Annotated in this window: 24 protein-coding genes; 14 read left to right on the top strand and 10 right to left on the bottom strand. The window is 73.4% G+C overall.

Features of this window, described 5'->3' with window-relative positions; all coding sequences use genetic code 11:
- Positions 1-145 precede the first annotated feature (145 nt).
- Entirely contained in the window at positions 146-1,792 is a 1,647-nt protein-coding gene (locus C3489_RS02955; protein WP_103779520.1) for a glycoside hydrolase family 13 protein, read from the top strand.
- Between the two features lie 19 nt (positions 1,793-1,811).
- On the opposite strand, the gene C3489_RS02950 is transcribed toward C3489_RS02955, so the two are convergent.
- Both C3489_RS02950 and C3489_RS02945 read right to left on the bottom strand, forming a co-directional pair.
- On the bottom strand, positions 1,812-2,120 hold the full coding sequence (locus C3489_RS02950) for a hypothetical protein (RefSeq protein WP_103779518.1): 309 nt from the start codon (positions 2,118-2,120) through the stop codon (positions 1,812-1,814).
- A gap of 85 nt (positions 2,121-2,205) precedes the next feature.
- Positions 2,206-2,928, bottom strand: coding sequence for a DUF4142 domain-containing protein (locus C3489_RS02945; protein WP_103779800.1), 723 nt, complete (start codon positions 2,926-2,928; stop codon positions 2,206-2,208).
- A gap of 250 nt (positions 2,929-3,178) precedes the next feature.
- Between C3489_RS02945 and dnaK the strand changes: the two genes are divergently transcribed.
- The 11 genes from dnaK (at position 3,179) to C3489_RS02890 (ending at position 15,410) form a co-directional block, all read left to right on the top strand.
- Entirely contained in the window at positions 3,179-5,056 is a 1,878-nt protein-coding gene (gene dnaK, locus C3489_RS02940) for a molecular chaperone DnaK (protein ID WP_103779516.1), read from the top strand.
- Positions 5,056-5,499, top strand: coding sequence for a nucleotide exchange factor GrpE (gene grpE / locus C3489_RS02935; RefSeq protein ID WP_103779514.1), 444 nt, complete (start codon positions 5,056-5,058; stop codon positions 5,497-5,499). Before dnaK ends, grpE begins: the two co-directional genes overlap by 1 nt.
- 363 nt (positions 5,500-5,862) lie before the next feature.
- On the top strand, positions 5,863-6,582 hold the full coding sequence (locus C3489_RS02930; RefSeq protein ID WP_103779512.1) for a hypothetical protein: 720 nt from the start codon (positions 5,863-5,865) through the stop codon (positions 6,580-6,582).
- 69 nt (positions 6,583-6,651) lie between these two features.
- Positions 6,652-7,314 carry a DUF6445 family protein gene (locus C3489_RS02925; RefSeq protein WP_103779510.1) on the top strand — a complete coding sequence of 221 codons (663 nt, stop codon included), beginning with the start codon at positions 6,652-6,654 and terminating at the stop codon, positions 7,312-7,314.
- 179 nt (positions 7,315-7,493) lie between these two features.
- Positions 7,494-9,836 carry a LuxR C-terminal-related transcriptional regulator gene (locus tag C3489_RS02920; protein ID WP_103779508.1) on the top strand — a complete coding sequence of 781 codons (2,343 nt, stop codon included), beginning with the start codon at positions 7,494-7,496 and terminating at the stop codon, positions 9,834-9,836.
- Positions 9,837-10,172: 336 nt separating this feature from the next.
- Positions 10,173-11,360 (top strand): NAD(P)/FAD-dependent oxidoreductase, encoded by a 1,188-nt coding sequence (locus C3489_RS02915; protein WP_103779506.1) that lies wholly within the window; start codon positions 10,173-10,175, stop codon positions 11,358-11,360.
- Positions 11,361-11,374: 14 nt separating this feature from the next.
- Positions 11,375-12,247 carry an RNA polymerase sigma-70 factor gene (locus C3489_RS02910; RefSeq protein WP_103779504.1) on the top strand — a complete coding sequence of 291 codons (873 nt, stop codon included), beginning with the start codon at positions 11,375-11,377 and terminating at the stop codon, positions 12,245-12,247.
- Between the two features lie 65 nt (positions 12,248-12,312).
- The gene (locus C3489_RS02905) at positions 12,313-12,723 is read left to right on the top strand and encodes a GntR family transcriptional regulator (RefSeq protein WP_103779502.1); all 411 of its coding nucleotides are present in this window, start codon (positions 12,313-12,315) and stop codon (positions 12,721-12,723) included.
- Positions 12,720-13,610 (top strand): ABC transporter ATP-binding protein, encoded by an 891-nt coding sequence (locus C3489_RS02900; RefSeq protein ID WP_103779500.1) that lies wholly within the window; start codon positions 12,720-12,722, stop codon positions 13,608-13,610. The genes C3489_RS02905 and C3489_RS02900 overlap by 4 nt, the downstream gene beginning before the upstream one ends.
- Entirely contained in the window at positions 13,610-14,563 is a 954-nt protein-coding gene (locus tag C3489_RS02895; protein ID WP_103779498.1) for a transporter, read from the top strand. Before C3489_RS02900 ends, C3489_RS02895 begins: the two co-directional genes overlap by 1 nt.
- Before the next feature lie 52 nt (positions 14,564-14,615).
- Positions 14,616-15,410 (top strand): class I SAM-dependent methyltransferase, encoded by a 795-nt coding sequence (locus C3489_RS02890; RefSeq protein ID WP_103779496.1) that lies wholly within the window; start codon positions 14,616-14,618, stop codon positions 15,408-15,410.
- A 67-nt stretch (positions 15,411-15,477) separates the two neighbouring features.
- Here C3489_RS02890 and C3489_RS02885 read toward each other — a convergent pair whose 3' ends face one another.
- The 7 genes from C3489_RS02885 to C3489_RS02855 form a co-directional block, all read right to left on the bottom strand.
- A complete protein-coding gene (locus tag C3489_RS02885) occupies positions 15,478-15,810 on the bottom strand; it encodes a TcmI family type II polyketide cyclase (protein WP_103779494.1) in 333 nt (110 codons plus the stop codon).
- A 12-nt stretch (positions 15,811-15,822) separates the two neighbouring features.
- Positions 15,823-16,308, bottom strand: coding sequence for an SRPBCC family protein (locus tag C3489_RS02880; protein ID WP_103779492.1), 486 nt, complete (start codon positions 16,306-16,308; stop codon positions 15,823-15,825).
- A 1-nt stretch (position 16,309) separates the two neighbouring features.
- On the bottom strand, positions 16,310-16,591 hold the full coding sequence (locus tag C3489_RS02875; RefSeq protein WP_103779490.1) for an acyl carrier protein: 282 nt from the start codon (positions 16,589-16,591) through the stop codon (positions 16,310-16,312).
- Positions 16,592-16,653: 62 nt separating this feature from the next.
- On the bottom strand, positions 16,654-17,892 hold the full coding sequence (locus C3489_RS02870; RefSeq protein ID WP_103779488.1) for a ketosynthase chain-length factor: 1,239 nt from the start codon (positions 17,890-17,892) through the stop codon (positions 16,654-16,656).
- Between the two features lie 19 nt (positions 17,893-17,911).
- Complete coding sequence (locus tag C3489_RS02865; RefSeq protein WP_103779486.1) at positions 17,912-19,180, bottom strand: beta-ketoacyl synthase; 1,269 nt, start codon at positions 19,178-19,180, stop codon at positions 17,912-17,914.
- Positions 19,177-19,584 carry a cupin domain-containing protein gene (locus tag C3489_RS02860; protein WP_103779484.1) on the bottom strand — a complete coding sequence of 136 codons (408 nt, stop codon included), beginning with the start codon at positions 19,582-19,584 and terminating at the stop codon, positions 19,177-19,179. The genes C3489_RS02865 and C3489_RS02860 overlap by 4 nt, the downstream gene beginning before the upstream one ends.
- A gap of 50 nt (positions 19,585-19,634) precedes the next feature.
- The gene (locus C3489_RS02855) at positions 19,635-20,777 is read right to left on the bottom strand and encodes a SchA/CurD-like domain-containing protein (protein WP_103779482.1); all 1,143 of its coding nucleotides are present in this window, start codon (positions 20,775-20,777) and stop codon (positions 19,635-19,637) included.
- A 255-nt stretch (positions 20,778-21,032) separates the two neighbouring features.
- Between C3489_RS02855 and C3489_RS02850 the strand changes: the two genes are divergently transcribed.
- Positions 21,033-22,949, top strand: a complete 1,917-nt coding sequence (locus tag C3489_RS02850) for an FAD-dependent monooxygenase (RefSeq protein WP_103779480.1) — start codon at positions 21,033-21,035, stop codon at positions 22,947-22,949.
- Positions 22,950-23,221: 272 nt separating this feature from the next.
- Entirely contained in the window at positions 23,222-25,489 is a 2,268-nt protein-coding gene (locus C3489_RS02845) for an N-acetylmuramoyl-L-alanine amidase (RefSeq protein ID WP_103779799.1), read from the top strand.
- Between the two features lie 59 nt (positions 25,490-25,548).
- On the opposite strand, the gene C3489_RS02840 is transcribed toward C3489_RS02845, so the two are convergent.
- Positions 25,549-26,787: a serine/threonine-protein kinase gene (locus C3489_RS02840; protein ID WP_103779478.1), complete on the bottom strand. Its 1,239-nt coding sequence runs from the start codon at positions 26,785-26,787 to the stop codon at positions 25,549-25,551.
- Positions 26,788-26,872 lie beyond the last annotated feature (85 nt).

Here is a 26,872-nt window from a genome sequence, read left to right as displayed (position 1 = left end):
AGCCATATCGTCAGGTAGCCGAACAGTGGTGTCAACCTGCGGTGATGCAAAGAATCGGCCCTGTGTGTTGGGTTGTGCGCCGATATGGACAGGCATCTCCCTGTCGGCCCCCGCCCCGGGAGTCGCCCTCGGCGAAAGGAGACCCGTGCCCGACCTCTCCTCCCGCGACCCCGACTGGTGGCGCCAGGCGGTCGTCTACCAGGTCTACCCCCGCAGCTTCGCCGACGCCGACGGTGACGGACTCGGCGACCTCAGGGGCGTCACCGCCCGGCTCACCCACCTCGCCGCCCTCGGCGCGGACGCGCTGTGGCTGAGCCCCTTCTACCCCTCCGAACTCGCCGACGGCGGCTACGACGTCGCCGACCACCGCGCCGTCGACCCGCGCCTGGGCACCCTCGACGACTTCGACGCCCTGGTCGCCGAGGCGCACCGGTTCGGGCTGAAGGTCGTCGTCGACGTCGTCCCCAACCACACCTCCGACCAGCACGCCTGGTTCCAGGAGGCGCTGGCCGCCGGGCCCGGCTCGCGCGCCCGGGAGCGGTACGTCTTCCGGGACGGACGCGGTCACCACGGTGAACTGCCGCCCACCGACTGGCGGTCGGTGTTCGGCGGCAGCGCCTGGGACCGGGTGCCGGACGGGCAGTGGTACCTGCACCTGTTCGCCCGCGAGCAGCCCGACCTGAACTGGGCCGACGACGAGGTCCGCGCCGACTTCCGCACCACCCTGCGGTTCTGGGCCGACCGCGGCGTCGACGGCTTCCGCGTGGACGTCGCCCACGGCCTGGCCAAGGACCTGACCGAGCCGCTGCGCGACCTCGGCGCCCCCGAACTGAGCGACGAGGCCGCGCTCGCCGTGCTGCCTGCGGGCAGCCATCCCTTCTACGACCGTGACGAGGTGCACGAGATCTACCGGGACTGGCGCCGCGTCCTGGACGCCTACTCCCCGCCCCGCGCGGCCGTCGCCGAGGCGTGGGTGCCCGGGGAGCGGCGCGCGCTGTACGCCCGGCGGGACGAACTGGGACAGGCGTTCAACTTCGAGTATCTGCAGGCCCCGTGGGACGCCGGCGCGCTGCGCGAGGTCATCACCGTCTCGCTGCGGCACGCCCGCGCGGTCGGGGCCTCGGCCACCTGGGTGCTGTCCAACCACGACGTCGTCCGGCACGCCTCGCGGCTGATGCTGCCGGCCGGTACGGACGAGAACGCCTGGCTGCTGTCCGGCGGCCGGGCGCCCCGCATCGACACGGCGGCCGGACTGCGCCGGGCCCGCGCGGCGACGCTGCTGATGCTGGCGCTGCCCGGCTCGGCGTACCTCTACCAGGGCGAGGAGCTCGGGCTGCCCGAGGTCGCCGACCTGCCGGCCGAGGTGCTCCAGGACCCGATCTGGGCGCAGACCGGCCATGTCCGCAAGGGCCGCGACGGCTGCCGGGTGCCGCTGCCGTGGACGGTGAGCGGCCCGTCGTACGGCTTCGGCGCGGGCGGGGCGTGGCTGCCGCAGCCGGCGTCCTTCGCGTCGTACGCCGTCGAGGCGCAGGACGGGACACAGGGCTCGACGCTGGAGCTGTACCGGGCGGCGCTGAAGCTGCGCCGCAAACTGGCCGAGGGCGAGGAGCTGCGCTGGGCCGAGGACGTCCCGGACGGCGTGCTGGTCTTCTCCCGGTCGGAGGGCTGGCGGTGCGCCGCCAACCTCTCCGAACGCGCCGTACCGCTGCCGGCCGGCGAGGTGCTGCTCAGCAGCGCGCCTCTTGAGGACGGCCGGCTGGGCCCGGACACCACCGTCTGGCTCGCCCGGTAGCGCCGCGCCGGTGCGGCCGTCACCCCTGGGCGGCGGCCTCCCGGATCAGCGGCTCGAACTCCCGCCGCACATAGGCGTCGAACGGCGCCGTCAGCGCGCCGTCGATCACCCGCCGCACCCGGTGCCTCGCCGCGAACTCCTTGATCGCCGCGCGGGATTCCGGCTCCACACCCCCGCCGATGATCAGCACCCCGAACTCCTCGGTCCTCAGCAGCGTCCGGGCCTCGTCGTCGGTGCTCACCCCCTCCGCGTCGAAGCCGTCCGTGCGCAGCGTGGCCAGCACCTCCGTCACCCTGGCGGGCGTGCGTCCGAGCACCAGCGTCCTCATGGCCGTTCCTCCCCGGTTCGTCGACCTCTGCGCCCCGAACCTAGGAGCTCAACCGGACTTGAGGTCAACCCCCGGGCGCCTGCCCCTAGCGCACGGTCGGGCTGGGGCTCGGGGCCGGATCGCCGGGCAGGGGGACCGGGGTGGACGTCGCGTTCGGCGGCGGGGTGAGCACCACCTGGGGCTGGCCGCCGGCCGGGGGCGGCGGGGTGACGTCGTTCGCGGGCAGCTTCGGCGGGGCGGTCTGCTGGAAGAGGGCCTGGTCGAAGTTGACCAGGCCGGTCTTCTCCATGACCGTGATGTGGTCGAGGACGGTGTCGTTCGCCTGGTCGGCCAGCGCGCGCACCAGCGTGTTCTTCGTCGTGGAGCGGATCTTCGCGACCGTGTTGAAGATCGAGCCGTGCGTCACGCGCAGGATGTTGGCGAAGTCCGAGTCGAACTGCTTGCCGCTGTCGGCGTTGAGGGTGGCGATGAAGCCCTGCTGCTGGGGGCTGGGCAGGTTGGGCAGCGTGATGTTCAGCATGGGCGCGATGCGGCGGCAGGTGATGTCCAGGGCGGCGTGCCCGTCGACCAGGTGCTGCCCGGCGGTGAGGACGGATTTGTCCGTGCTCTTCTTCAGGGCCATCTGGCCCACCGGGTACTCCCACAGGCCGGCCGCGCGCACCTTCACCACGAAGTCGCGGTCGCCCTCCGTGAGCGGCCCCCACTGAGTGTTGGCGATCACCCGTGAGGTGTCGCTGGAGACGGTCTTCAGGCCGAGCATGGCGGGATAGGCGAGTGCGACGAGGGTCAGGCCGAGGGCTCCGCCCACGAAGAGGGTTCCCGTCGCGTTCCGCGAAAGTCGCACCATGCCTCCTGTCACTCGTCCGGTCGCCGCGCCGGGGGCGGGCGTAGAGGAGTACGCAGGGCGAGGGCGTTGTGTTCGGCCGGGTGCGAAAAACGTCGCGGGGGGCGTCATGGAGGGCGTCGCGGAGAACTCTTCCTTGACTCGGCCCGGCGGGCGATTTATGCAGGAAGAGAGGTGAGCCCCGACGGCTAACCGGACCCGGAGGGAGAGCCCGATGGCGCGTTCGGTCGGAATCGATCTCGGCACGACGAACTCCGTGGTCTCGGTCCTTGAGGGCGGTGAGCCCACCGTCATCACCAACACGGAGGGCGCCCGCACCACCCCGTCCGTCGTCGCCTTCGCCAAGAACGGAGAGGTGCTCGTCGGCGAGGTCGCCAAGCGGCAGGCCGTGACGAACGTCGAGCGCACGGCCCGGTCCGTCAAGCGGCACGTGGGCGACCACGCCTGGCGGTTCCCGGAGAAGGGCGACATCGACGGCAAGCGGTACACCGCGCAGGAGGTGTCCGCGCGTGTGCTGCAGAAGCTGAAGCGGGACGCGGAGGCGTATCTCGGGGAGGACGTGACGGACGCGGTGATCACCGTGCCGGCGTACTTCGACGACTCCCAGCGCCAGGCCACCAAGGAGGCCGGGGAGATCGCCGGCCTGAACGTGCTGCGCATCGTCAACGAGCCGACGGCCGCCGCGCTGGCGTACGGGCTGGACAAGGGCAACGACCAGACGGTCCTCGTCTTCGACCTCGGCGGCGGCACGTTCGACGTGTCGCTGCTGGAGATGGGCGACGGGGTCATCGAGGTCAAGGCGACCAACGGGGACACGCGGCTGGGGGGCGACGACTGGGACCAGCGGATCGTCGACCACCTGGTGAAGCAGTTCAAGAACCACTACGGCGTCGACCTGTCCCAGGACAAGATGGCCGTGCAGCGGCTGCGGGAAGCCGCCGAGAAGGCGAAGATCGAGCTGTCCTCGTCGACGGAGACGACCATCAACCTGCCCTACGTCACCGCTTCCGCCGAGGGGCCGCTGCACCTGGACGAGAAGCTCACCCGGGCCCAGTTCCAGCAGCTGACGGCGGATCTGCTGGAGCGCTGCCGGGGGCCGTTCCAGAACGCGGTGCGCGACGCCGGGATCTCCGTCAAGGACATCGACCACGTGGTGCTCGTCGGCGGGTCGACGCGGATGCCCGCCGTGACGGAGCTGGTGAAGGAGCTGACCGGCAAGGAGCCGCACAAGGGCGTGAACCCGGACGAGGTCGTGGCGGTCGGGGCGTCGCTGCAGGCCGGTGTGCTCAAGGGCGAGGTCAAGGACGTCCTGCTGCTCGACGTCACCCCGCTGTCCCTGGGCATCGAGACCAAGGGCGGCATCATGACCAAGCTGATCGAGCGCAACACCACGATCCCGACGCGGCGTTCGGAGATCTTCACGACGGCGGAGGACAACCAGCCGTCGGTGACGATCCAGGTGTACCAGGGGGAGCGGGAGATCGCGGCGTACAACAAGAAGCTCGGCATGTTCGAGCTGACCGGGATCGCGCCGGCGCCGCGCGGGGTGCCGCAGGTCGAGGTGGCGTTCGACATCGACGCGAACGGGATCATGCACGTCTCGGCGAAGGACCTGGGCACCGGCAAGGAACAGAAGATGACGGTGACCGGGGGCTCCGCGCTGCCCCGGGACGACATCGACCGCATGGTGCGCGAGGCCGAGGCGCACGCCGAGGAGGACCGGCGCCGGCGCGAGGCGGCGGAGACCCGGAACCAGGGCGAGCAGCTGGTGTACCAGACGGAGAAGGTGATCCGGGACAACCCGGACAACATCCCGGCGGACGTGAAGCGGGAGACGGAGGAGGCGCTCGCGGAGCTGAAGGAGGCGCTGAAGGGCGAGGACACGGGGGCGATCCGGCAGGCCATCGACAAGGCGGCGCAGACCGCGCAGAAGATCGGTACGGCGATCTACGAGCGGTCGCGGACGCAGTCGGCGGCGGCGGACGAGCCGGGAGGCGCCTCGTCCGGGGCTGCGGGCGGTTCCGGGGGGAAGGGTGACGACGACGTCGTGGACGCGGAGATCGTCGACGACGACAAGCCGGAGGCCGGCTGATGGAACAGCAGCACCCGGATCCGCGGGCGGTGCTCCAGGAGCGGACGGCGGACCTCCAGCGGGTGAAGGCGGAGTACGACAACTACCGCAAGCGGGTACGGCGTGACCGGCTGGCCGTGCGCGAGGCGGCGGTGGCCAACGTGCTGCGGGGGCTGCTGCCGGTGCTGGACGCGGTGGACCGGGCGGTGGCGCACGAGCCGCTCACGCCCGGGCTGAAGGACATCGCGCAGACCCTGCACGAGCGCACGGGCGCGCTCGGGCTGATCGCGTTCGGCGAGGTGGGCGACGTCTTCGACCCCACGGTCCACGAGGCCCTCACCCACCACGTCCACCCGGAAGCCGCGGACCTGCGCTGCACGGCGATCCTCCGCCCGGGCTACCGCGTCGGCACCCAGCTCCTGCGCCCGGCGGACGTGGAGGTGACGGGCCCGACGACGCGCTGACGGCCGCCTGACCCCGGTGCCCGTGCGGCCTGCGGCCCCGTCGCGTGCGGCCCCCGTCGGGTGCGACCCCTGCCCGCGTCGGGTGCGGTCCCCCGGTTCGCCGTCGCGTGCGGCCTCCGCCTCACGTCGTGTGGGGCCTCCGCCCCCCGTCGCGTGCGGCCTCCGTTCCCTGTCCCGTGCGGCCCCCGGTCCTCCGTGGCATGGGGCCTCCCGTCGCCCGTCCCCATACGGCCCCCCGGCCGCCCGCCCCAAACGGCCGCATGTCACGCGTACGGCCGTACAGTGCGCGGCACCCGGGGGGCAGGGCGGAAGAATCGGGGCGGGGGGTCCATCCGTCCGCTCGTTCAGGGAGCTCGCGCCGCCATGAGACGCCCCCACGCTCTGCTCGCCCTCGCCGCCATGGTCCTGACCGTCCTCCTTCCGGCGCCCGCCACGGCTCAGGAGCGTGAGCTGCGGGGTTCGGTCACCGTCGTTCCCGGCCGGCAGGGGATCCTGGAGGTCGCCGGATACGGTGGTCCCGCGCTCGGCACCGGCTCCCGGCTGACCCTGACCGTGCCCGAGCCGGCCGAGGTGACCGGTACGCCGCTGGCCGACGGCGGGTACCGGGGGGCCGTCGCCGCCGACGGCGGTACCGGCAGCTACACGTTCACCGGGGGAACCGCCGCCACCCGCCCGTGGGCGGACCGGACGTTCCCGTTCGTGGTCTCCGTTCCGGCGACCGCGGTGCCCGGCACGCGGCTCACCGGGTGCGCCATGGTCGTCACGGACGCGGGCGGCAGCCGACGCGATCAGGGGGCCTGCACCGTCACGGTGGGGCTGCCCGAGCCGACCCTGCTCCAGCCGCTGGCCGGTGTGCCGCTCGGCTCGCGTCCCCGGGCCGCCGGCACCGCCTACCCGGGTGCCCGGGTCAGCGTCCGGGACCAGAACGAGCGCGAGGTGTGCGCGGCGACCGCCGCCGCCGACGGCACCTGGTCGTGCGTCCCCGCCGCCGATCTGCCCGCCGGCGGCGGACGGCTCCAGGTGACGGCCACCTTCAACGGGGTGAGCGCGGACAGCGAGCAGATCCGCATTACCGTCGGCTGACCTGCGTTGGCCAAAGGTTGACCGGTCCTCGGGCGAGTCCATACGCACCGCGGATCTACATTCGGCCGCATGCCCTCCCCCCTGCCGGTCCTGCCGTATCGCAAGCCCACCAAGGGCCGCGACTACTGGGTCTTCGACGACGTCCTGCCCGACCCCGACATCGTGCGCAAGCGGGTCCTGGACCGGGACGACTGGGTGAAGGGGTATCCGTACACATCGGAGAGCTGGCCGGGGCTGCGCACCATGCCCGGCCTGGAGCCGGACGAACTGGCGGTCGTGGAGCGCCTGGTGAGGCGGGCGACCGGGGCGAAGGAACTGTGGGTGCAGCGGGCGCCGGGCGGCGGCACCCTCAACCACAACTGCGTGCAGGTGGTGGGCGAGGGCGAGAGCGAGCCCCGCCCGCACACCGACTCCCGCTCCCTGTGCCGGTACGCCGCCGTCCTGTACCTCAATCCGACGGTGCCCAAGGGATGCGGTACCGCCTTCTACCGGCAGTCCCTGCCCGGCGGACGGCTCGGCGGCAACGTCGTCCAGGCGCCGCACGCCAACCTGGTCGAGGCACTGGGGACGCGTTTCGTCGCCCCGGACGCCTTCGAGGAGGACGTCCGCGTCCCGCACCGGTACAACAGGCTGCTCGTCTACCACGCCAACCTCGTGCACAGCGCGACCGGCTACCACGGCACCTCGCTGGAGGAGAAGCGGATGACGGCCGTCTTCTTCTGGATGGCGTGACGTCCACCGCGATCGCCGACTCACCCCTCGGACACCCGTACGGCCGGACGCCCTTCACGGGCGATACCTAGGTGCCGTCCGTCCCCCGAGCGGGCGGTGTGCGGACGTGCGTCGTTCACGCTGCGCTTCCGTGTGCCTACGCTGGGACGGTCTGTCGCAGCACCGCACGGGGGCTTCGTATGGGTTTCGGTTTCGGCCAACGACGTGGCGGCCAACTCCCGGCCGAACTGACCAGTTTCGTCGGCCGCACCCGGGAGATCGCCGCCCTGCGCGAGGCGTTGGGCCAGTCACGGCTGGTGACCCTGACCGGACCCGGCGGCGTCGGCAAGAGCCGTACCGCGCTGCGGGCGGCAGGGGAAGCGGCCGCCCGGTACCCGGACGGGGTGCGGCTGGTGGAGCTGTCCGCCCTGCACGACGCGGAGTTGGTGCCGGCGACGCTCGCCGGGGTGCTGGAGCTGCCCGAGCAGTCCGGGATGAGCCCGCTGGACGCGGTGGTGGAGCACTTGCGCGGGCGGCGGATGCTGGTCGTCCTGGACACCTGTGAGCATCTGCTCGACGCGTGCGCCACGCTCTGCGACGTCCTGCTGCGCGAGGTGCCCGGGCTGAGCGTGCTCGCCACCAGCCGCCAGCCGCTGGACGTCCCCGGCGAGCACACGCTCGCGCTCGCCCCGCTGCCCCGCGAGGACGCGGTGGACCTGTTCGTGCAGCGGGCCGCCGCCGTCACCGCCGGGCAGGGGCTCACCGACGCCGACCGGGAGCGCACCCTGGCCCTGGTCGACCGGCTGGACGGCATTCCGCTCGCCCTGGAGCTGGCGGCGGTCCGGCTGCGCGCCCTGCCGCCGGCGGAGCTGGTCGCCCGGCTCGACCGCCGCTTCGAGGTGCTCACCGGGGGCCGTCGTACGGCACTCACCCGGCACCAGACCCTGCGGACCGCCATCGACTGGTCCCACGATCTGTGCACGCCGGCGGAGCGGCTGCTGTGGGCCCGGCTGTCCGTCTTCGCCGGCCCCTTCGACCTCGCGGCGGCCGAGCAGGTCTGCGCCGGGGGCGCCCTGCCCGTCGAGCGGGTCGTCGAGGCGCTGATCGGGCTGGTGGACAAGTCCGTCGTCCAGCGGCTGGACGACGACGGGGACGGCGCACGGTACCGGCTGCTCGACACCATCCGCGACTACGGCAGCGCACGGCTGTCCCTGATGGACGATCACGAAGCGGTCGTGGCCCGGCACTTCGACCGGTACGAGCGGCTGGTGGGCCGGTTCTGGGACGAGTTCATCGGCCCCTCGCAGGTCGCCCTGCACCGTGCCGTGCGGCGGGAGGCCGCCGATGTGCGGGCCGCGCTGGAGTACGGCTGCGCGAGCGCGCGAAGGGCGCCGCGGGCGCTGTGGCTGGCGGCCCGGCTCGGGCCGTACTGGCGGGCCGCCGGCACCCTGTCGGAGGGCCGGTACTGGATCGACAAGGCGCTGGAGCTCACCCCGCAGGACTGCCCGGAGCGGGCCTGGGGGCTGTTCATGACCGGTGTGTTCGGGGTGTGGACGGCCGACCTGGGCACCGCCCTGGAGCGGTTCCCCGAGGCCCACGCGGTGGCCCGGCGGGCCGGGGAGCGGCGGGTGGAGCTGTTCGCCGAGGCCTACCTGGGCGCGATGACCGCGCTGAGCGGCTCCGTGGAGGAGGGCCTCGCCGAGCTGGAAGGGGCCCGGCAGCGCATCCTGGCCGCCGGTGACGGGCTCGGCATCGGGGTCGTGCACTACGAGGGTGCCCTGCTGCGGGCCGTGCTCGGCGACACCATGGGCGCGCTGGAGCTGTGCGCGACGGGGCTGGCGTATCTGGAGGGCACCGGTGAGCGGCAGATCTACGCCTCCACGCTGGCGGTGCAAGGGCTGATCCTGACGCTCGCCGGGGAGGGCGAGGACAGCGCGGCCCTGTTCGAGCGGTCCCTGGAGGCGGCCAGCGAGATAGGGGAGGTGCTGGTGGCGGCCCTGGCCTGCCTGGGGCTCGCCTGGCACGAGGCCCGGCGCGGGCGGCATGTGCGCGCCTGCTGGCTGCTCGGGTACGCCGAGCACGCCCGCCGGCTCGGTGGGGACCCGGTGGCGATGCTGCCGCGGCTGCTGCAGGAGCAGGAGTCGGTGCAGCGGGCGGTGCGGGCGGCGCTGGGCGCCGAGGAATTCGACCGGCTGCGGGACGTGGGCGCGCGGATGTCGGGGCGGCAGGTGCTGCGGGCGGTGCGGGGCGACGCCGACGAACCCGGGCCCGAGCCGTCCGAGGGCCCGCGGCGGGGAGCGGCCGAGTGCGGCGGGCGGCCGCCCAGGCCACGGGAACCCGTGGAGGGGCGTGCCGCCGACGCCCTGACCCGGCGGGAGCGGGAGGTCGCCGCGCTGGTCGCGCGGGGGCTGTCCAACCGGGAGATCGCCGAGTGCCTGGTCATCTCCAAGCGCACGGTCGACGCCCACGTCGAGCACATCCTGGCCAAGCTGCGCATCACCTCGCGCACCGAGATCCCGGCGGTGACCGGGCCGGCTACCTAGGTAGGCGGCGGGCCCGCGCCGGGTCGGCCGGAGCGGGAGTAGGTATACGGATCTTCCCGGGGCGGCGGTGCGCGCCGCCCGCCCGGCACGGCAGCCTTGGGGACAGCCACCGCGGGGACGGACGCCCGGATGCCGACAGTGGTCGGATCCCCCACGGCTGTCATGGCAGGCATCCGGCGCGGCACCTCCCCCCGGCGGCTGTGGCGGGGCTGCCCCTGGTCGGCGGGGCAGCCCCGCCGTATGTGACGCGCGACACTTCTGGTAGGTGTCACGTCCGTGGCCCGTCGCTCGTCCCCTGGGCGTCACCGCACCGGTGGCCCGGACCAGGGAGGGACCATGACGCATCAGGACCAGTACGCAGAGCACCGCATCGTCGTCCTCGGCGCCGGCTACACCGGCATGCTGGCGGCCCTCCGCCTGGCCCGCCGCACCCGCCGCGGCGGCGTCCGCATCACCCTCGTCAACCCCTCGGCCCGCTTCACCGAACGCCTGCGCCTGCACCAGCTGGCGGCCGGCCAGGAGCTCGCCGACCACCGCATCCCCGACCTGCTGGCCGGCACCGGCGTCGCCTTCGTGCAGGGCACCGTCACCGCCCTGGACGCCCGGGCCCGCACGGTGACCGTGGACGAGGGTGCGGCGGTGCTGCCGTACGACACGCTCGTGTACGCCCTCGGCAGCGCCCCCGACACCGCGCGGGTGCCCGGGGCGGACGCCCACGCCCACACCCTGAACGGCCGGGACGCGGCGCTCGCCCTGGCCGCCCGGCTGCGCGCGCTCGTCGCGGCGGGCGGCGGCACGGTGGCCGTGTGCGGCGCCGGGCTGACCGGCGTGGAGGCGGCGACGGAGATCGCGGAGGCCTGCCCGGCGCTGACGGTGACCCTGATCAGCACGGGTGAGCCGGGCGCCCTGATGGGCGAGCGGGCGCGCGCCCATCTGCGCCGCGCGCTGGACCGGCTCGGGGTGCGCACGCGCACCGGCGCCGCGGTCACCAAGGTGCTCCCCGACTCGGTGGAGCTGGCGACCGGGGACGTGGTCGCGGCCGACGTCTGCCTGTGGACGACCGGCGTGCGCGCGCCGCGGCTCGCGGCCGACGCCGGGCTGGAGGTGGACGACAGCGGCCGGATCGTCACCGACCGCACCCTGCGCTCCGTCTCCCACCCCGAGGTGTACGCCGTCGGTGACGCGGCCGCCGCGCGCATGCCGTGGGGGCCGTTGCACGGCACCTGCCAGAGCGGGATGCCGACCGCCCAGTACGCGGCCGACGCGATCGCCCGCAGGCTGCGCGGCAGGAAGGTCGAGCCGTTCCGGTTCGGCTACGTCCACCAGCCGGTGAGCCTGGGCCGCCACGACGCCGTCATCCAGTTCACCCGCCCCGACGACACGCCCCGCCGGGCGTATCTGCGGGGCCGGGCCGCCGTGCTGTACAAGGAGACCGTCAGCAGCAGCCCGCTGCCGGTGTACTGGCTGGTCAAGCGGGCCGATGTGAACGTGTCCCCGTTCCGGGGCGGACGGGCGACGCGGTGAGGGAAGTGGACGCGATGACGGAACCGGCCACCGGACAGGACCCCTATCTGGAGCATCGCCGGCTGCTGTTCGCCACCGCCTACCGGATGCTCGGCAGCGTCGCGGACGCCGAGGACGTGCTCCAGGACGCCTGGCTGAGCTGGCACCGGGCGGACCGCTCCGATGTGCGCGACCCCCGGGCGTACCTGGTCCGCACCGTCACCAACCTCTCCCTGACCCGGCTCACCTCGGCCCGGGCGCAGCGCGAGAAGTACGTCGGCCCGTGGCTGCCGGAGCCGCTGCTGACCTCGCCCGACGCCGCCGAGGAGACGGAGCTGGCGGACAGCGTCTCGACGGCCATGCTGGTGGTCCTGGAGAGCCTGGCCCCGATCGAGCGGGCGGTGTTCGTGCTGCGGGAGGTCTTCGGCTACAGCCATGCCGAGATCGCCGAGACCGTCGACCGCCCGGAGCCGACCGTCCGGCAGATCGCGCACCGCGCCCGGGAGCACGTGCGCGCCCGCCGTGCGCGTTACGACAGCGACGCCGGGCGCCGTGCGGAGGTCACCAGCCGTTTCATCGAGGCGTGCGCGGGCGGTGACCTGAGTGCCGTGATGGAACTCCTCGCCCCGGACGTCACCTGCTGGTCCGACGGCGGCGGCAAGATCACCGCGGCCCGGCGTCCGCTGTACGGCTCCGACCATGTGGCCCGCTGGATCCTGGGCGTCCTGGCCAAGCCGCAGTCCCGGGGCGTGGTCATGGAGCGTGCCGAGATCAACGGCGAGCTGGGCCTGCTCATGGTGCTGGGCGGCACGCCGATGGGCGCGCTGACGTACGACGTGGCGGACGGCCGTATCCAGAATCTGCGGCTCCAGGTGAACCCGGACAAACTCGCCGGTCTGCGCGGCTGAGCTCGGGGGCCGTTTGACATCCGTGCCGTTCCATTCCATGGTTGTGCTAATTCATTAATGGAACCATGGAAGGTGACGTGGTCGAGTACCGGATCGACCGGAGCAGCGGCGTCCCCGCCTACGTGCAGATCGTCCAGCAGACCGAACGCGCCCTGCGCATGGGCACGTTGAAGGTCGGCGACCGGCTGCCCACGGCCAAGGAGGTCGTCGCGGCCTGTGCCATCAACCCGAACACCGTGCTGCGGGCGTACCGGGACATGGAGCAGGCCGGACTCGTCGAACTGCGCCGCGGGCTGGGCACGTTCGTGACCCGGTCGCTGGCGCAGCCCGCCGCCGAGGACGACACGCTGCGCGCGGAGCTGGCCGACTGGACGGCCCGAGCGCGGGCCGCCGGGCTCCAGCGGGCGGACATCCTCGCCCTGGTCACGGCAGCCCTGGACCACCACGAGCGACAGCACCACCAGGAGGACGCATGACCGGGCCTGACGCGCCGGCCGCACTGCGCGCCACGGGACTCGGATTCCGGTACCGGGCACGGGGCGGCTGGGCCCTGAAGGACTGCGAGTTCACCGTGCCCGAGGGCCGGATCACCGCGCTCGTCGGCCGCAACGGCGCCGGCAAGAGCACCCTGCTGCACCTGGCCGGCGGCCTGCTGCGCCCCCGAACCGGGGAGATACGGGTGCTCGGCGCCGTCCCGGGCACGCCCGAGGCGCGGACGAAGGTCGCCCTGCTCACCCAGGACAAGCCGCTGTACCCGCGTTTCACGGTCGCCGAGACCCTGCTGATGGGCGACAAGCTGAACACCACCTGGGACCGGAAGGCCGCCGAGGACGTCGTGGCCGCCGGGGGCATCGCGTCCACCGCCCGGGTCGGCGAGCTGTCCCCGGGGCAGCGCACCCGCGTCGCGCTCGCCCTCGCGCTCGGCAAGCGGCCCGAACTGCTGCTGCTGGACGAGCCGATGGCCGACCTGGACCCGGTGGTGCGCGGCGAGATCATGGCCGTCCTGATGACCGAGGCCGCCGAGCGCGGCACCAGCATCCTGCTGTCCTCGCACGTGCTGCCCGAGCTGGAGCAGACCTGCGACTGGGTCGTCGTGCTGCGCGACGGGCACGTGGAGCTGAGCGAGGACGCCGACACGCTGCGCGAGGCGCACGCGCTGGTCACCGGGCATGCCAACCAGGTGGGCACGCTCGCCGGGCACACCGTCGTGCACCGGCGCGGTGCCGGGCGGCAGACGACCGCCCTGGTGCGGCGGCGCGGCCCCCTCAAGGGGGACTGGCACGTGGAGCGGGCGGGCCTGGAGGACGTCCTGCTCGGCTACCTCCGGGCCGGCGAGGCGGCCGGGACGGAGGCGGCGGCGTGATGAGAGGCTCCCTCTGGCTGGCCTGGCGCCAGCAGCGCACCGCCGTCGCGGCGGGCGCCGCCGTCCTGCTCGCCGTCGCGGCCCTCGCGGCGTACTCCCGCTCCGGGATGCTCGACGACCTGCGCGGCGGGCTGTTCGACCGGTGCGAGAGCGGACCGCTGTACTGCACCGGCCCCGACGGACGCATCCTCTTCCTCGACATCGATCCGCTGCGCTACCTGGGCGCCCTGAACATCGCGCTGCCCGTGCTGATCGGCGTCTTCTGGGGCGCCCCGTTGCTCGGGCGGGACCGCGAACTGGGCACGCACCGCACCGTGCTGGCGCAGGGGGTGAGCCGCGCGCAGTGGTTCTCCTCCCGGTACGCGCTCGCCGCGGTGAGCGCCGTCGCGCTGTCGGGGCTGCTCGCCCGGCTGTTCACCTGGTGGTGGCAGCCCGCCCAGGACCGGAGCTACGGGCTGTTCTGGTACGAGACCTCCGCGCTGAGCGGCTCAGGACCCCGGGTCGTCGCCGCGACGCTGTTCGGGCTCGCGGCCGGCACCCTGCTGGGGCTGCTGTGCCGCCGGGTGCTCGCGGCGATGGGCTGGACGCTGCTGGTCACCGGCGCCGTCGTCCTCGCGCTGGAGGTGCTGCACAAGACGCGGACCCTCGTCGCCCCGCACACCTACACCAGCGCCGGCATCGCGCCCAAGCCGGAGATGGGCGACAAGTGGTCCACCGGCCACTACGGCCTGATCACCGCCGACGGCCGGCGCGCGAGCGTGGAGACCTGCCCCTTCCCCTCCGGCGGCGAGCTGCGCCGGTGCATGGAGCAGCACCACTTCGTCGCCCGCTTCTACGAGGCGAACCCGGCCGGTGACTACTGGTCCTTCCAGTGGACCGACACCGCGCTCCTCGGCGGGCTCGCGCTGCTGCTCACCCTCGCCACGGTGCTGCTGCTGCGCCGCCGCGTCTGAACACCCCTTCCCCCCTTCTCCTGCCGCTGTCACGTACGGAGGTCGATCCGCCATGCCCGCAGACGCCAAGTCGCCGAGGAAACTGCGCAGCAACCGTGCCGCGCTCACCCACAAGGTGGGGTACGCGCTGCGCCACCCCGAACGGGTCGCGCCGTATCTGAAGCGGGCCGGGCGGGACGCCTGGCTGCGCCTCAAGCACCCCGACCACGTCGGCTACTACCGGGCCGTGATGGCCTCCGACACCCGGCGCAACCCGGAGGCGGCGGTCGGCAGCCAGACCCATGAGCGGTGGCTGGCGCTGGGGCGGATGCAGTACGACTACCTGATCGAGCACGGGCTGCGGCCCGGGCACCGGATGCTCGACATAGGCTGCGGCAACCTGCGCGGCGGCTGGCGGTTCATCCAGCACCTGGACCCCGGCCACTACTACGGCATCGACATCTCGCCGGACATCCTGGTCGCCGCGAAGAAGACCCTCGTCGAGCGGGGCCTGCAGGAGAAGGTGCCGCACCTGACCATCACCGGCGACCTCACGCTGGACTTCCTGCCCGACGACCACTTCGACGTCGTCCACGCGCACAGCGTCTTCTCGCACTCGCCGCTCGACGTCATCGAGCAGTGCCTGTCCCACGTCGGCCGGGTGCTGAAGCCCACGGGTTTCTTCGACTTCACCTTCGACCGCACCGAGGGCACCGAACACCAGGTGCTGCGCGAGGACTTCTACTACCGCACGGAGACCCTGCTCACCCTGGCCCGCCGCCACGGCCTGCACGCCCGCTTCATGGAGGACTGGGAATCCCGCCCCCACGGCCAGTCCAAGATCCGCGTGAGCCGCGCCCCCCGGTGATCCGTGTCCCGTCCCCGCGGTGACGCGCCCGCGGGCCCGGCCGGGGGCGGCCGGGCCCGGGCGGAGGTCAGCGGACCGTGGCCGCGTCCCAGTGGTAGAAGCGGTGGGCCATCGCGTCCTTGGGGCTGCGCCAGGTCGCCGGGTCGTACGCGGAGACGAACGGCGTCAGGCGTTCGCTGACGTCACGGAACTCCGGGTGGTCGGCGAGGCGCCCGATCGCGGGGGCCGGGTCGTGCTCCGACTCGATGAGATGGAGGTAGATGTCGTTGAACTGGAACAGGCTGCGCCGGCTCACGCCCACCAGGTGCGGCAGTTCGCCCCGGTCGGAGTCGGCGAAGACCTGAGCGATGTCGTCGGCCGAACCGGGCTTCATCCGGGCGACGATCAGGGTGTGGTGCATCGCCTCAGCCCTTCAGTCCGTGGCCAGCGCCGGTTCGGGACGCTCGTCGCCGGCCGCCTGCTCGATGCGGTCCCGGATCAGCGCCATCTGCGTCTTGGAGTTGCGGTTGATCATCTCGGTCATGCCCGCGTCGTCGACCGGCGCCTCCGGCTTCATCGCGAAGTCCTGGATCCAGCGCATCCGCACGCCCTCGGGCGTCTCGCGGTACTCCCAGCGGATGTTCATGTACTGGAAGGGGCCGGTCTCCACCCGGTGGGCGCGCACCGTGCGGCTCGCCCGGTCGGCCGTGCGCTCCGACACCCAGCTCCACACCTTGCCGTTCTCGTCGGGGTGCATGGTGAGCCGGAAGGTGACGGTGTCGCCCTTGCGGTCGAGGACGTCGACCGAGGCGTACTCGCTGAACAGGTTCGGCCAGTTGTCCAGGTCGTTGGTCATCTCCCAGACCAGGTCGAACGGGGCGTCGATGGTGATCTCGTTCTCGGTGTGGCCGTCGGCCATGTCAGGCTCCCTTCGTGAGGGCGTCGTTGACCAGCGCGAGGAACTCGGCCGGCGTCTTGCACTTCTCCGCGTTCTCCGGCAGCCCCACGGCGTGCCGCTTCTCCAGCTCGGCGACGATGCCGAGCAGGCCGAGCGAGTCCAGCCCGAAGCTGTCGAAGCCGGAGGCGGACCGCTGCTCCAGCTCCTGCGGGTCGACGACGACGCCGGCGGTGCGCTTCATCAGGTCGGACAGCTCGCTGTAGGTGACGCGGGAGGCCACCTGGTGGTCCAGCTGGTCGGTCATGCGGGTGTTCCCTTCCTGTGGATGTCCGTGTGGACGCCCGTGCGGACGTCCCCGCGGACGCGTTACGGCGTGCCCTTGCGCAGGACGAGCGCCGCGTTGTTTCCCATCAGGCCCCGGCTGACGACCAGGGCCGTGCGGACCTCGGCGGCCCGGGCGGCGCCGGTCACCAGGTCCATCTCGTGGCAGGGGTCGTAGACGTTCGGCGTGGGCGGGATCAGACCGTGCTCCATCGCGAGCACGGCCGTCGCCACGTCCAGCACCGCCGCCGCGCAGTGCGCCCGGCCCCCGCCGGTCTTCGGCGCGGTCACCGGCACCTTGCGGGCGTGCGGGCCGAGCGCGTCGGCGAGGGCGAGGACCTCCGCCTCGTCCGCCTCCGGCACCCCGAGGGCGTCGGCGAACACGACGTCCACATCCTGTGGACGCACACCCGCCTGCCCCAGCGCCGCGGTGATCGCCCGGGCCAGCCCCTCGCGGGAGTCGGCCCAGCGGGAGGCACCGGTGAAGGTCGCCGCGTGCCCGGCCACCGTCGCCCGCGCCTGAGCACCCCGCTCGCGCGCCGCCCGCTCGTCCTCCAGGACGAACATGGCGCCGCCCTCCCCGGGCACGAAACCGCACGCACCCGAGGTGAAGGGGCGGTACGCGCGCTCGGGGTCGTCACTCGTGCTCAGCTCGGGATAGCCGAGCTGGCAGACCATCGAGTACGGCGCGAGCGGCGCCTCCGTCGCACCGACCACCACCGCGTCGGTGCCCCGGCCGATGGCACGGGCGGCGTGCGCCAGCGCGTCCAGGCCACCGGGCTCGTCCGCGCACACCACCCCGCACGGGCCCTTGAAGCCGCCGCGGATGGAGGTCTGGCCGGTGCTGGCGGCGTAGAACCAGGCGATCGACTGGTACGGCCCGACGTGCTTGGGTCCCTGGCCCCACAGCTTCTGCAGCTCCCGCTGGCCGAACTCGCCGCCACCGGACCCCGCGGCCGTCACCACACCCACCGCGTACGGCGAGTCGACGTCGGCCGGCGCCAGGCGGGCGTCGTCCAGGGCGAGCTGCGCCGCGGCCATGGCGTGGTGCGTGAACCGGTCCGTCTGGACGAGGTAGGTGGCCTCGATCAGCTCGGCCGGGTCGAAGGCGCGCACCTCGCCGCCCACCCGCAGCGGCAGGTGGGCGCAGCCCTCCCGGGTGATCGGGCCGAGGAAGCCGCGACCGTCGGCCACCGCCTTCCAGTACGTCTCCGCGCCGATGCCCTGCGGCGCCACCACACCCAGTCCGGTGACGACGGCCCGCCGGGTATCCGGTCCGCTCATCGCAGCCTCCTCGGTCCGCTCATCGCAGCCTCCTGTCCGCTCCGGTCAGCACCACGGCCGACTGGAACCCGCCGAACCCGCTGCCCACCGACAGCACCGTGGACAGCTCCCGCTCCCGCGCGGTGCGCGGCACGTAGTCCAGATCGCACTCGGGGTCCGGCACCTCGTAGTTCGCGGTGGGCGGCACCGCCTGATGGGCCAGCGCCAGCACGCACGCCACCAGTTCGATGGAGCCGATCGCGCCGAGCGAGTGGCCCACCATCGACTTGATGGAGCTCATCGGGGTGCCGTAGGCGTGCGCGCCCAGGGCGCGCTTGACCGCGGCGGTCTCGTGCCGGTCGTTCTGCTGGGTGCCCGAGCCGTGCGCGTTGACGTAGTCCACGGCGGTCGGATCGAGCCGGGCCTGGTCCAGGGCGTCGTCGATGGCCCGCGCCATCTCCAGGCCCTCCTTGGTCAGACCGGTCATGTGGTAGGCGTTGCCGTAGGTGGCGTAGCCGGCCAGCTCGCAGTAGACCGGGGCGCCGCGCCTGCGCGCGTGCTCCAGGTCCTCCAGGACCAGGACCGCGCCGCCCTCGCCCATCACGAACCCGTTGCGGCGGGCGTCGAAGGGGCGGGAGGCGTGCTCCGGGTCGTCGTTGCTGGGCGAGGTCGCCTTGATGGCGTCGAAGCAGGCCATGGTGATCGGTGAGATCGGCGAGTCGGACGCGCCGGCGATCACCACGTCGGCGCGGCCCTCGGCGACCGCCTGCGCGGCGTAGCCGACCGCGTCCAGTCCCGAGGTGCAGCCCGTGGACACGGTCTGCACCACGCCGCGCGCCCCGAACTCCTCGGCGACGCTGGCCGCGAGGGTGCTCGGCGAGTAGGCGCGGTGCAGATCCGGGCCCGCCTTGGCGTGGTCCACGTCCCAGCGGGCGCCGCGCTCGCTGACCAGCACGTAGTCGTGCTCCAGCCGGGTGGTGCCGCCGACCGCGGTGCCGAGGAAGGCGCCCATGCGCCACGGGTCCTCAGCTGCCGTGTCCAGCCCCGCGTCGCGGACCGCCTCGGCCGCCGCGACCAGGGCGAACTGTATGTACCGGTCGCACCGCTGGACCGTCGCGAGGTCCAGCCCGTGCGCCTCGGGGTCGAAGTCGCACTCGGCGGCCATCTGTGAGCGCAGGCCCTCCGGATCGAACAGGGAGATCCTGCGGGTCGCCGTACGGCCGTGGGACAGCAGGTCCCAGAACGCGGGGACGCCGATGCCGCCGGGCGCGACGACGCCTATGCCGGTGACCGCCACGCGCCGGGTCATGACACCACCTCGGCGACTTCGCCCTCCTCGGTGTCCACGTGGCCCATGTCGGGGCGCGGCGCGAGCGGGCCGAGGTGGAAGACGATGCGGGCCTCGGTGTCGCCGACGTTGCGGAACCGGTGGCGCACGTGCGGCGGGATGAGCAGCCCCTGCTCGGTGCGCAGGTGCTGCGGCTCGCCGTCCAGGTCCACCTCGAACACGCCCTGCGTGACGAAGACGAACTCCTCGGAGTACGGGTGGTAGTGCTCGGCGATGCGCTCGCCCGGCTGCACGATGGCCACGCCCATGAAGCCGCTGGTGGACCCGGCGGTGGTCGGCGTCAGAAGCGCGCGGACGTCACCTCCGCGCCGGCGGTTGGGGGCGATCGAGCCGAGGTCGACGATACGTGCCTGCTGTTGCGTCATGGCGGTTCACTCCGGAAGGGGGAAAGGGAATCGGGGTGTCGGCCGCCGGATCAGGCGGTCGGGGCCGTGCGGTCGGTCAGGGGCCGCATCCGGGCCCGGGTCAACAGGCGGGGCAGCGACCGCTCGTCCGCCAGCGGCACGTCGAGGCCGAGGGCGTCGGCGTCCAGCAGCGGCGCGGCCGCGGCCCGGGCCTGCGGGTCGGACAGGGCCAGCACCCGGCCGGGGGTGTCCTGCGGGTCGCCGGCCACGTCCACCAGCCGCACCACGAGGTCGTCGCGGTGGAAGACGGTGCAGGACGTCACCGGGCAGTCGGCGGCGTCCGGGTCGCCGGCGGCCGCCGCGTCCTGCCGGGCCAGCAGCCGGGCCAGGTCCGGGCCGGCCCCGGGCCGGGCGGGGTAGAGCAGCGCCACCCGCTGTACGTCGACGGCCGGGGTGGCGGCGTCCACATGGTGGACGGCGGGCAGCGCGGCCCGGGTGAAGAAGGCCCGCGCGGACTTCGGGTCGTCCAGGTCGCGGTCCTGCTCCAGATACGGGTTGATCGCCTCCTCCACCGCCCGCACCTCCGGCTGGCGTGCCACGTGCCGCAGCGCCGCCTGCAGGTCGCCGCGCACCTCCACGGCGCGCACGATCCGGTTGCCGTGCATGAACAGGGAGGTGCGCAGCAGCCGGGTGGTGTCGTCCACCCGGGGCTGCGGGGAGGCGTAGTGGGACAGCAGCTCGGCGACGACGGCCTCGCTGCCGGGCGTGACCGTGAAGGTCAGGGCGTGCCGGACGACGTTGCCGCCGGTGCGGGGGGCCGGCTGGAGTCCGGCCGCGGGGGCGGCTTCACCGGTGCCGAAGGTCTCGCGCAGCACGGTGTAGCGCAGGGAGCGGGTGTCGCGGATGCACCCGCTCATCGGCTCGACCATCTCCAGGTGCTGGTCGCTGTTGACCCAGGCGAGGAAGGGCTCGGCGCTCTCCCACTCGCTGGTGATGAGCCACTGGGTGGGGTTCTCCAGGGACTGGCACAGCTGGTCGCTGATGTGCCCGGGTACGGCGGCCACCTGCGCGCACATGTGCTCGTAGGCGTCCAGGAACTCCTTCTGGGTTCCGTCGTGGATGTCCACCATCAGCACGACCCGCACCCGGGACCCGTCGAACGCGTCCGTGGCGACGCGGTCCGGGACCGTCGACACGGCGGGGGAGACCGTCATCCTGCACACCTCTTCTTCGGGCGGGGAGTTGAGTAATCGGTGGGTGCTTCTTCGGGGTTCTTCGGGGTGTCTCTTCGGGCGGGGAGCTGTGTGTGGGGTGGCCGGCAGCTCTCGCCGCGGCCACGTAGGGACGATCCTGAGCCGAGCTGCACGCCCGCGCGATCCGGGCGGGGTGAGCGGGTGAAGCGTGAGCCGCGACGGGCCGTGCGGGGCATGGATGTGAACCCGTGGGCTCAATGCGCTGGAGGCGAGCAGATGAAGCAACAGGCCGGTCAGGAGGCCGTGCACCGGGTTCCGGTACTGATCGTCGGAGGGTCCCTGGTGGGCCTGTCGACGTCCGTGTTCCTGGGCCGATTGGGGGTACGGCACACCCTCGTGGAGCGGCATGCCGGTACGTCCATTCACCCGCGTGGGCGCGGCAACAACGTCCGGACGATGGAACTCTTCCGGGTCGCGGGTGTCGAGGGCGACATCCACCGGGCGGCGGCGACGCTGGCCGAGAACCACGGCATCCTGCAGACGCCGACCCTCGTCGGCGACGCCGGGGAGTGGCTGTTCAAACGGATCGACGCGGGCGGCTCACTGGCCCGCTTCAGCCCCACGTCCTGGTGCCTGTGCAGCCAGAACGACCTGGAGCCGGTGCTGCTGGAGCACGCCGTGGCGCTCGGCGGGGACATCCGGTTCTCCACCGAGCTGATGTCCTTCGACGTGGACGGCGACGGGGTGAGCGCCGTCGCCAAGAGCCGGGAGACCGGCGAGCACCTGCATGTGCGGGCGGACTACCTGGTCGCGGCGGACGGGCCGCGCAGCCCCATCCGGGAGCAGCTCGGCATCGGGCAGAGCGGGCCGGGCGATCTGTTCCACAACGTCAGCATCACCTTCCGGTCGCGGGGGCTGGCCGAGGTGGTCGGCGACCGGCGGTTCATCGTCTGCTACCTGACCTCCCCCGAGGCGGACGGGGCGCTGCTGCCGGTGGACAACCGGGAGCACTGGGTCTTCCACGCGCCCTGGCACCCCGAACACGGCGAGACCGTCGAGGAGTTCACCGACGAGCGGTGCATCGCGCACATCCGGCGCGCGGTGGGCGTGGACGACCTCGATGTGGAGATCACCGGCCGGGCCCCCTGGCACGCCGCCCAGCGGGTGGCGCGCAGCTACCGCTCCGGGCGGGTCTTCCTCGCCGGGGACTCCGCGCACGAGATGTCGCCGACCGGGGCGTTCGGCTCCAACACCGGTATCCAGGACGCGCACAACCTCGCGTGGAAACTCGCGGGCGTGCTGGGCGGCTGGGCCGGGGACGGGCTGCTGGACAGCTACGACGCGGAACGGCGCCCGGTCGCGGAGGCGACGAGCGCGCGGGCCGCGGTGCGGTCGGTGGAGCACAGCCACCCGGGGTTCTCGCCGGGGGCGGTGGACCCGGGGCTGGGCGCCGGGGCCGGCGGTGCGGGCGTGGGTGTGCGCGTGGGTGCGGTCGCCGCGGCGCCTGCCGGCGCGGTCGCCGTCGCGCCGGCCGGACCGGTCGCGGTTGAGCCCGCCGGGACGCCTGTCGGCGCGGTCGCGGTCGCGCCCGCGGGGGCGGTCGCCGTTGCGCCCGACGGGCCGCCCTCGGGGTCGGTCGCGGTTGCCCCCGCCGGGGCGCCCGCCGGTGCTGTCGCGGTCGCGCCTGCCGGTTCCGGCCCGGGTGCGGGCGGGCGTCGGCCGGGGGGCATCCTCGACGTGGCCCTCGGATACCGCTACCCGGCCGGCGCGGTCGTCGGTGCCGACGCGGCCGGGCCCGTGGTGCCGGACCGGCTGGACCTGTCGGGTGCGCCCGGCAGCCGCGCGCCGCATCTGTGGGTGCGGCGCGACGGGGAGCGCGTGTCCACGCTCGACCTGTACGAGACCTCCCTGGTGCTGCTGTGCGACGCCGAGGCCGGACGCGCCTGGTACGACGCCGCGCTGCGGCTGGCCGACGAGCTGAGGGTGCCGCTGCGGCCGTACCGCATGGGCCCCGGTGGCGACCTCGTGCCCGAGGACGGCGCGTCGTGGTCCGACGCGCACGGGGTCGCGGCCGGGGGCGCGGTCCTGGTGCGCCCCGACGCCTTCGTGGCCTGGCGCACCGCGCACGCCGTGCAGGACGCGGAGCGGGAACTGCGGTGGGTGCTGGGCAAGGTGCTGTCGCTGCGCACCTGACCCCTTGTCGCCCCCGGCGGGCTGTCACCCCACGGGGTGGCAGCCCGCCCGTCGTTGACGGCACACGCGCGATGATCCCCGAAAGGTGATCTGTGTCACCCATCCCCCCTTCCCTGTGATGCCGGCGGAGTCCGGACCGCTGTAGGGAGCAGTGCACCGGTGTGACCGGTGTGGCTCCTGTGACTCCGCCGCCTGTCGCGGCCTTCTTCTGGGTGGGATACCTCGTGAGTCGTCGTACGACGCATGCCTCGCATGCGTACAGACCGCTGAGCCTGAAACGACGGGCGTGGCTGACGCTCGGTGCGGTGGTGCTGGGAGGCGCGGGCGCGGTGACGTACGCCGTCGCCAGTCCCGCCCACGACTCCGGCCCCGGCGTGCGCGCGAAGCGCCCGGTGCGGGTCTACGACCTGACGCTGAAGGGCGCAGCGAGCGACAAGCGCGAGCTGCCGCGTACCGAGACCAAGCAGTTCTCGCTCGTCGGTGTCTCCTGGAACGGCCCCGCCGTCCGGCTGCGCGGCACCGCCCAGGTGCGCACCCACTCCACCGTGACCGGCGAGTGGAGCGCCTGGCAGGACCTCGACGTGGACGTCGACCCGGTGGAGCACGCCGACAAGGGCGACCGCGGCGCGTCCGAGCCGCGCTGGGTCGGCCCCTCCGACGGGGTCGAGGCCCGCGTGCTGCGCAAGAACGGCACCGCCGCCGCCCTGCCGGCGGGCCTCCAGGTCAACCTCGTCGACCCCGGTGTCGTCACCGCGGCCGAGACCCGGGTGAGCGAGCCCGCGCCCGCGGCGTTCGTGGCCGAGGTGTCGCCGAGCGCCTCACCGACCGACTCCGTGTCCCCGTCGCCGACCGACACGGTGTCCGCCTCGCCGACCGACACGGTCTCCCCGTCCCCGACCGACACGGCGTCCGCCTCGCCGACGGACACGGCGACTTCGACGGCGACGGCCACGGCCTCGCCGACCGTCACCGCTTCTCCGACGGTCACCGCGTCCCCGACGCCCACCGCGCCGCCGTCCACAGTGCCGCAGCCTCCGGTCACCTCGCGGGCCGGCTGGGGTGCCGACGAGTCGCTCAGCCCGGACCCGTCGGAGTACAACGCGGACGTCAAGGCCGTCTTCGTGCACCACACCGACGGCGACAACGCCTACGCCTGCACCGACTCCGCCTCCATCGTGCGCGGCATCTACGCGTACCACACGCAGGTCAACGGCTGGAACGACATCGGCTACAACTTCCTCGTCGACAAGTGCGGCACCGTCTTCGAGGGCCGCAAGGGCGGCATCGGCCTGCCGGTGCTCGGCGCGCACACCTACGGCTGGAACCGGGAGTCCGCGGGCATCGCGGTGCTCGGCGAGTACTCCACGACCGGCGCGAGCAACGCCGCGCTGGAGGCCGTCGCCCGGGTCGCGGCCTGGAAGCTCGGCCAGTACGGCGCCGACCCGGCGTCCACCGTGCAGCTCAACGCGGGCGCCACGCAGACCAACTACTTCGGCACCAGCTACACGGCCGGCACCAAGTACACCTTCCAGCGGATCTCCGGTCACCGCGACGGCTACAACACCCAGTGCCCGGGCAGCTCCCTGTACGCGCAGCTGCCGACCATCCGGGCCTGGGCTGCCGGTCCCGTGCAGGGCCTGAAGGTCACCTCGGTGGCGGGCGGCGCCAGCCTGTCCGGCTCGACGTACTACACCAAGGGCGCCGTCACCGTGAACTGGTCGGCCACCACGCCCCGCTCCCTCGTGAAGCGGTTCGAGCTGCTCGTCGACGGCAAGGTGGTGGCCACGACCGCCGCGACCGCCTCCTCCGCGAGCACCACGCTCGCCCTGGGCAGCCACACCGTCGCCGTCCGCGCCGTGCACCAGTCCGGCCGGACCGCGACGACCGCGTCGGTGACCGTCGTCGCCGAGACGACCGCCCCCGCCTTCACCGGCAACCCGGCGCTGACCCTGCGCACCGGCACCGTCAACACCACGGCCGTCCCGGTCACGCTCGGCTGGAAGGCCACCGACAACGCCGCGCTGCGCTCGGTGAGCCTGCTCGCGCCCGGCACCGCCACCTACGGCGCCACCACCTACAGCGCCGCCCGCACCGCCGCGTCCGGCACCGCCGCCACCTGGTCGATGCGCGCCGCGGACTACGCCGGCAACACCGCCACCGCCTCCGCCGCCTTCACCCCGGTGATCCTCCAGGAGACCTCGGCCGTGAAGTCCGGCAGCTGGAGCACCCGCTCCTCCAGCAGCTACCTCGGCGGTCAGTCGTACTCCAGCGCCTCCGCGGGCGCCTCCCTCACCTGGACCTTCACCGGGCGTTCCGCCTCCTGGGTGGTCTCCCGGGCGTCCAGCTCGGGCCAGGTGTACGTCTATGTCGACGGCGTCAAGACCGCGACCGTGGACCTGAAGTCCGCGACGACGCTGTACCGGCAGGCGATCTGGACGAAGTCCTGGTCGACCAGCGCCAAGCACACCGTCAAGATCGTGGTCGTCGGCACCAGCGGCCGTCCCACCATCACCACCGACGGACTCGTCTACATCAAGTGACGCTCCGCCGACCGCTGTGAACGAGGGCCCCCGCGGGGGCCCTCGTCCCGTTTCCGGGCTCAGTCGTCGTCGTGCTTGCCGTTCTTCTTCCTGCCCTTGCGGTCCTTCGCCGGGTCCTCGCCCTGCGTACCGGGGACCGGCTCGTCGGCGGTGACGGTCGCCGGTGTGGCGGCCGGATCCGTGGGCCCGGGCGTGGTGGCCGCCGGGGGCCGGGTCGTCTCGGCGGAGCTGCGGTCCGGCGCGAACCAGGTCATGCCGGCCAGCAGCGCGCCCACGAAGAGCAGCACACCGGCGAGCCCCGCGACCACCTTCTTCTTGGTACGGCTGAGCCGGCGCCCCCCGGCCGGGCCCCGCCCCCCGGACGTCCCCCGCGCCCCGGACGGGCGGCGGCGCCGCTGCTCGGGTGCCGGGAGCCGGTAGGTGGCGACGGCGGCGGGTGCCGGGGGCGGCGGCACGGGGGCCGCCGGTTCCCGGCTGGGCGGCAGCGGCTCGGCCCGGCTCTGCCAGGCGCCGCCGGTGAACCAGTCGGCGATCTGCTGGGCGCTGGGCCGGTCGTCGGGCTCCTTGGCGAGCAGGTCGAGCAGGAAGTCCTCGAAGGGCGGCGGCAGTTGGACGCCCAGGTCGCGGGGCGGGACGGGGGCGGCGTCCAGGTGCAGGTGCAGTACGCCGAGGGCCGTGTCGGCGTTGAACGGGGGCCGCCCGGTCAGGAGTTGGTAGAGCACGCAGCCCAGTGCGTAGACGTCGGAGGGCGGTCCGGCGGGGCGTCCAAGGGCGCGTTCCGGCGCGAGGTAGAGGCCGGTGCCGACGATCTGCCCGGTCGCGGTGAGTGCCGCGCCGGGGTCGTCGAGGAAGCGGGCGATGCCGAAGTCGCCGATCTTCAGGGTGCCGTCGGCGTCGAGGAGCAGGTTGGCGGGCTTGATGTCGCGGTGCACGATGCCCTGCTGGTGCGCGGCGGCGAGCCCGGCGGCGGCCTGCGCGGCGATCCGCGCGACCCGGTCGGCGGGCTGCCGGCCGAGACGGGCAAGGCTGCTGCCCTCGACCAGCTCCATCACCAGGAACAGCCGCTCCTCGTGCTGCCCGAAGTCCAGTACGCCGACCACGTGCGGATGGCTCAGCGCCCCCGCGGTCTGCGCCTCCAGCCGGAACCGGGCGGCGGCGGTGGCGTCCGAACTGGCCTGCTCCAGCAGGAGTTTGACCGCCACGGGTCTGCCGAGCATCTCGTCGTGCCCTCGCCAGACCTCCCCCATCGCGCCGCGTCCGATCGGTTCGAGCAGCCGGTACCGGCCCGCTATCAGCACCTGTGACTCAACCTCGCCTCGCACGACCTATGTGAGCGCCGCAGACCGCACGTACCGCCGAAGCCGGCGGGACGGTGGGGGGAGG

It is taken from the genome of Streptomyces sp. Ru71 (assembly GCF_002920535.1).
In the GTDB taxonomy this organism is placed as follows: Bacteria; Actinomycetota; Actinomycetes; order Streptomycetales; family Streptomycetaceae; genus Streptomyces.
The sequence above is the reverse complement of the archived record's forward strand: the minus strand, read 5'-3'. Positions and strand labels throughout refer to the sequence as shown.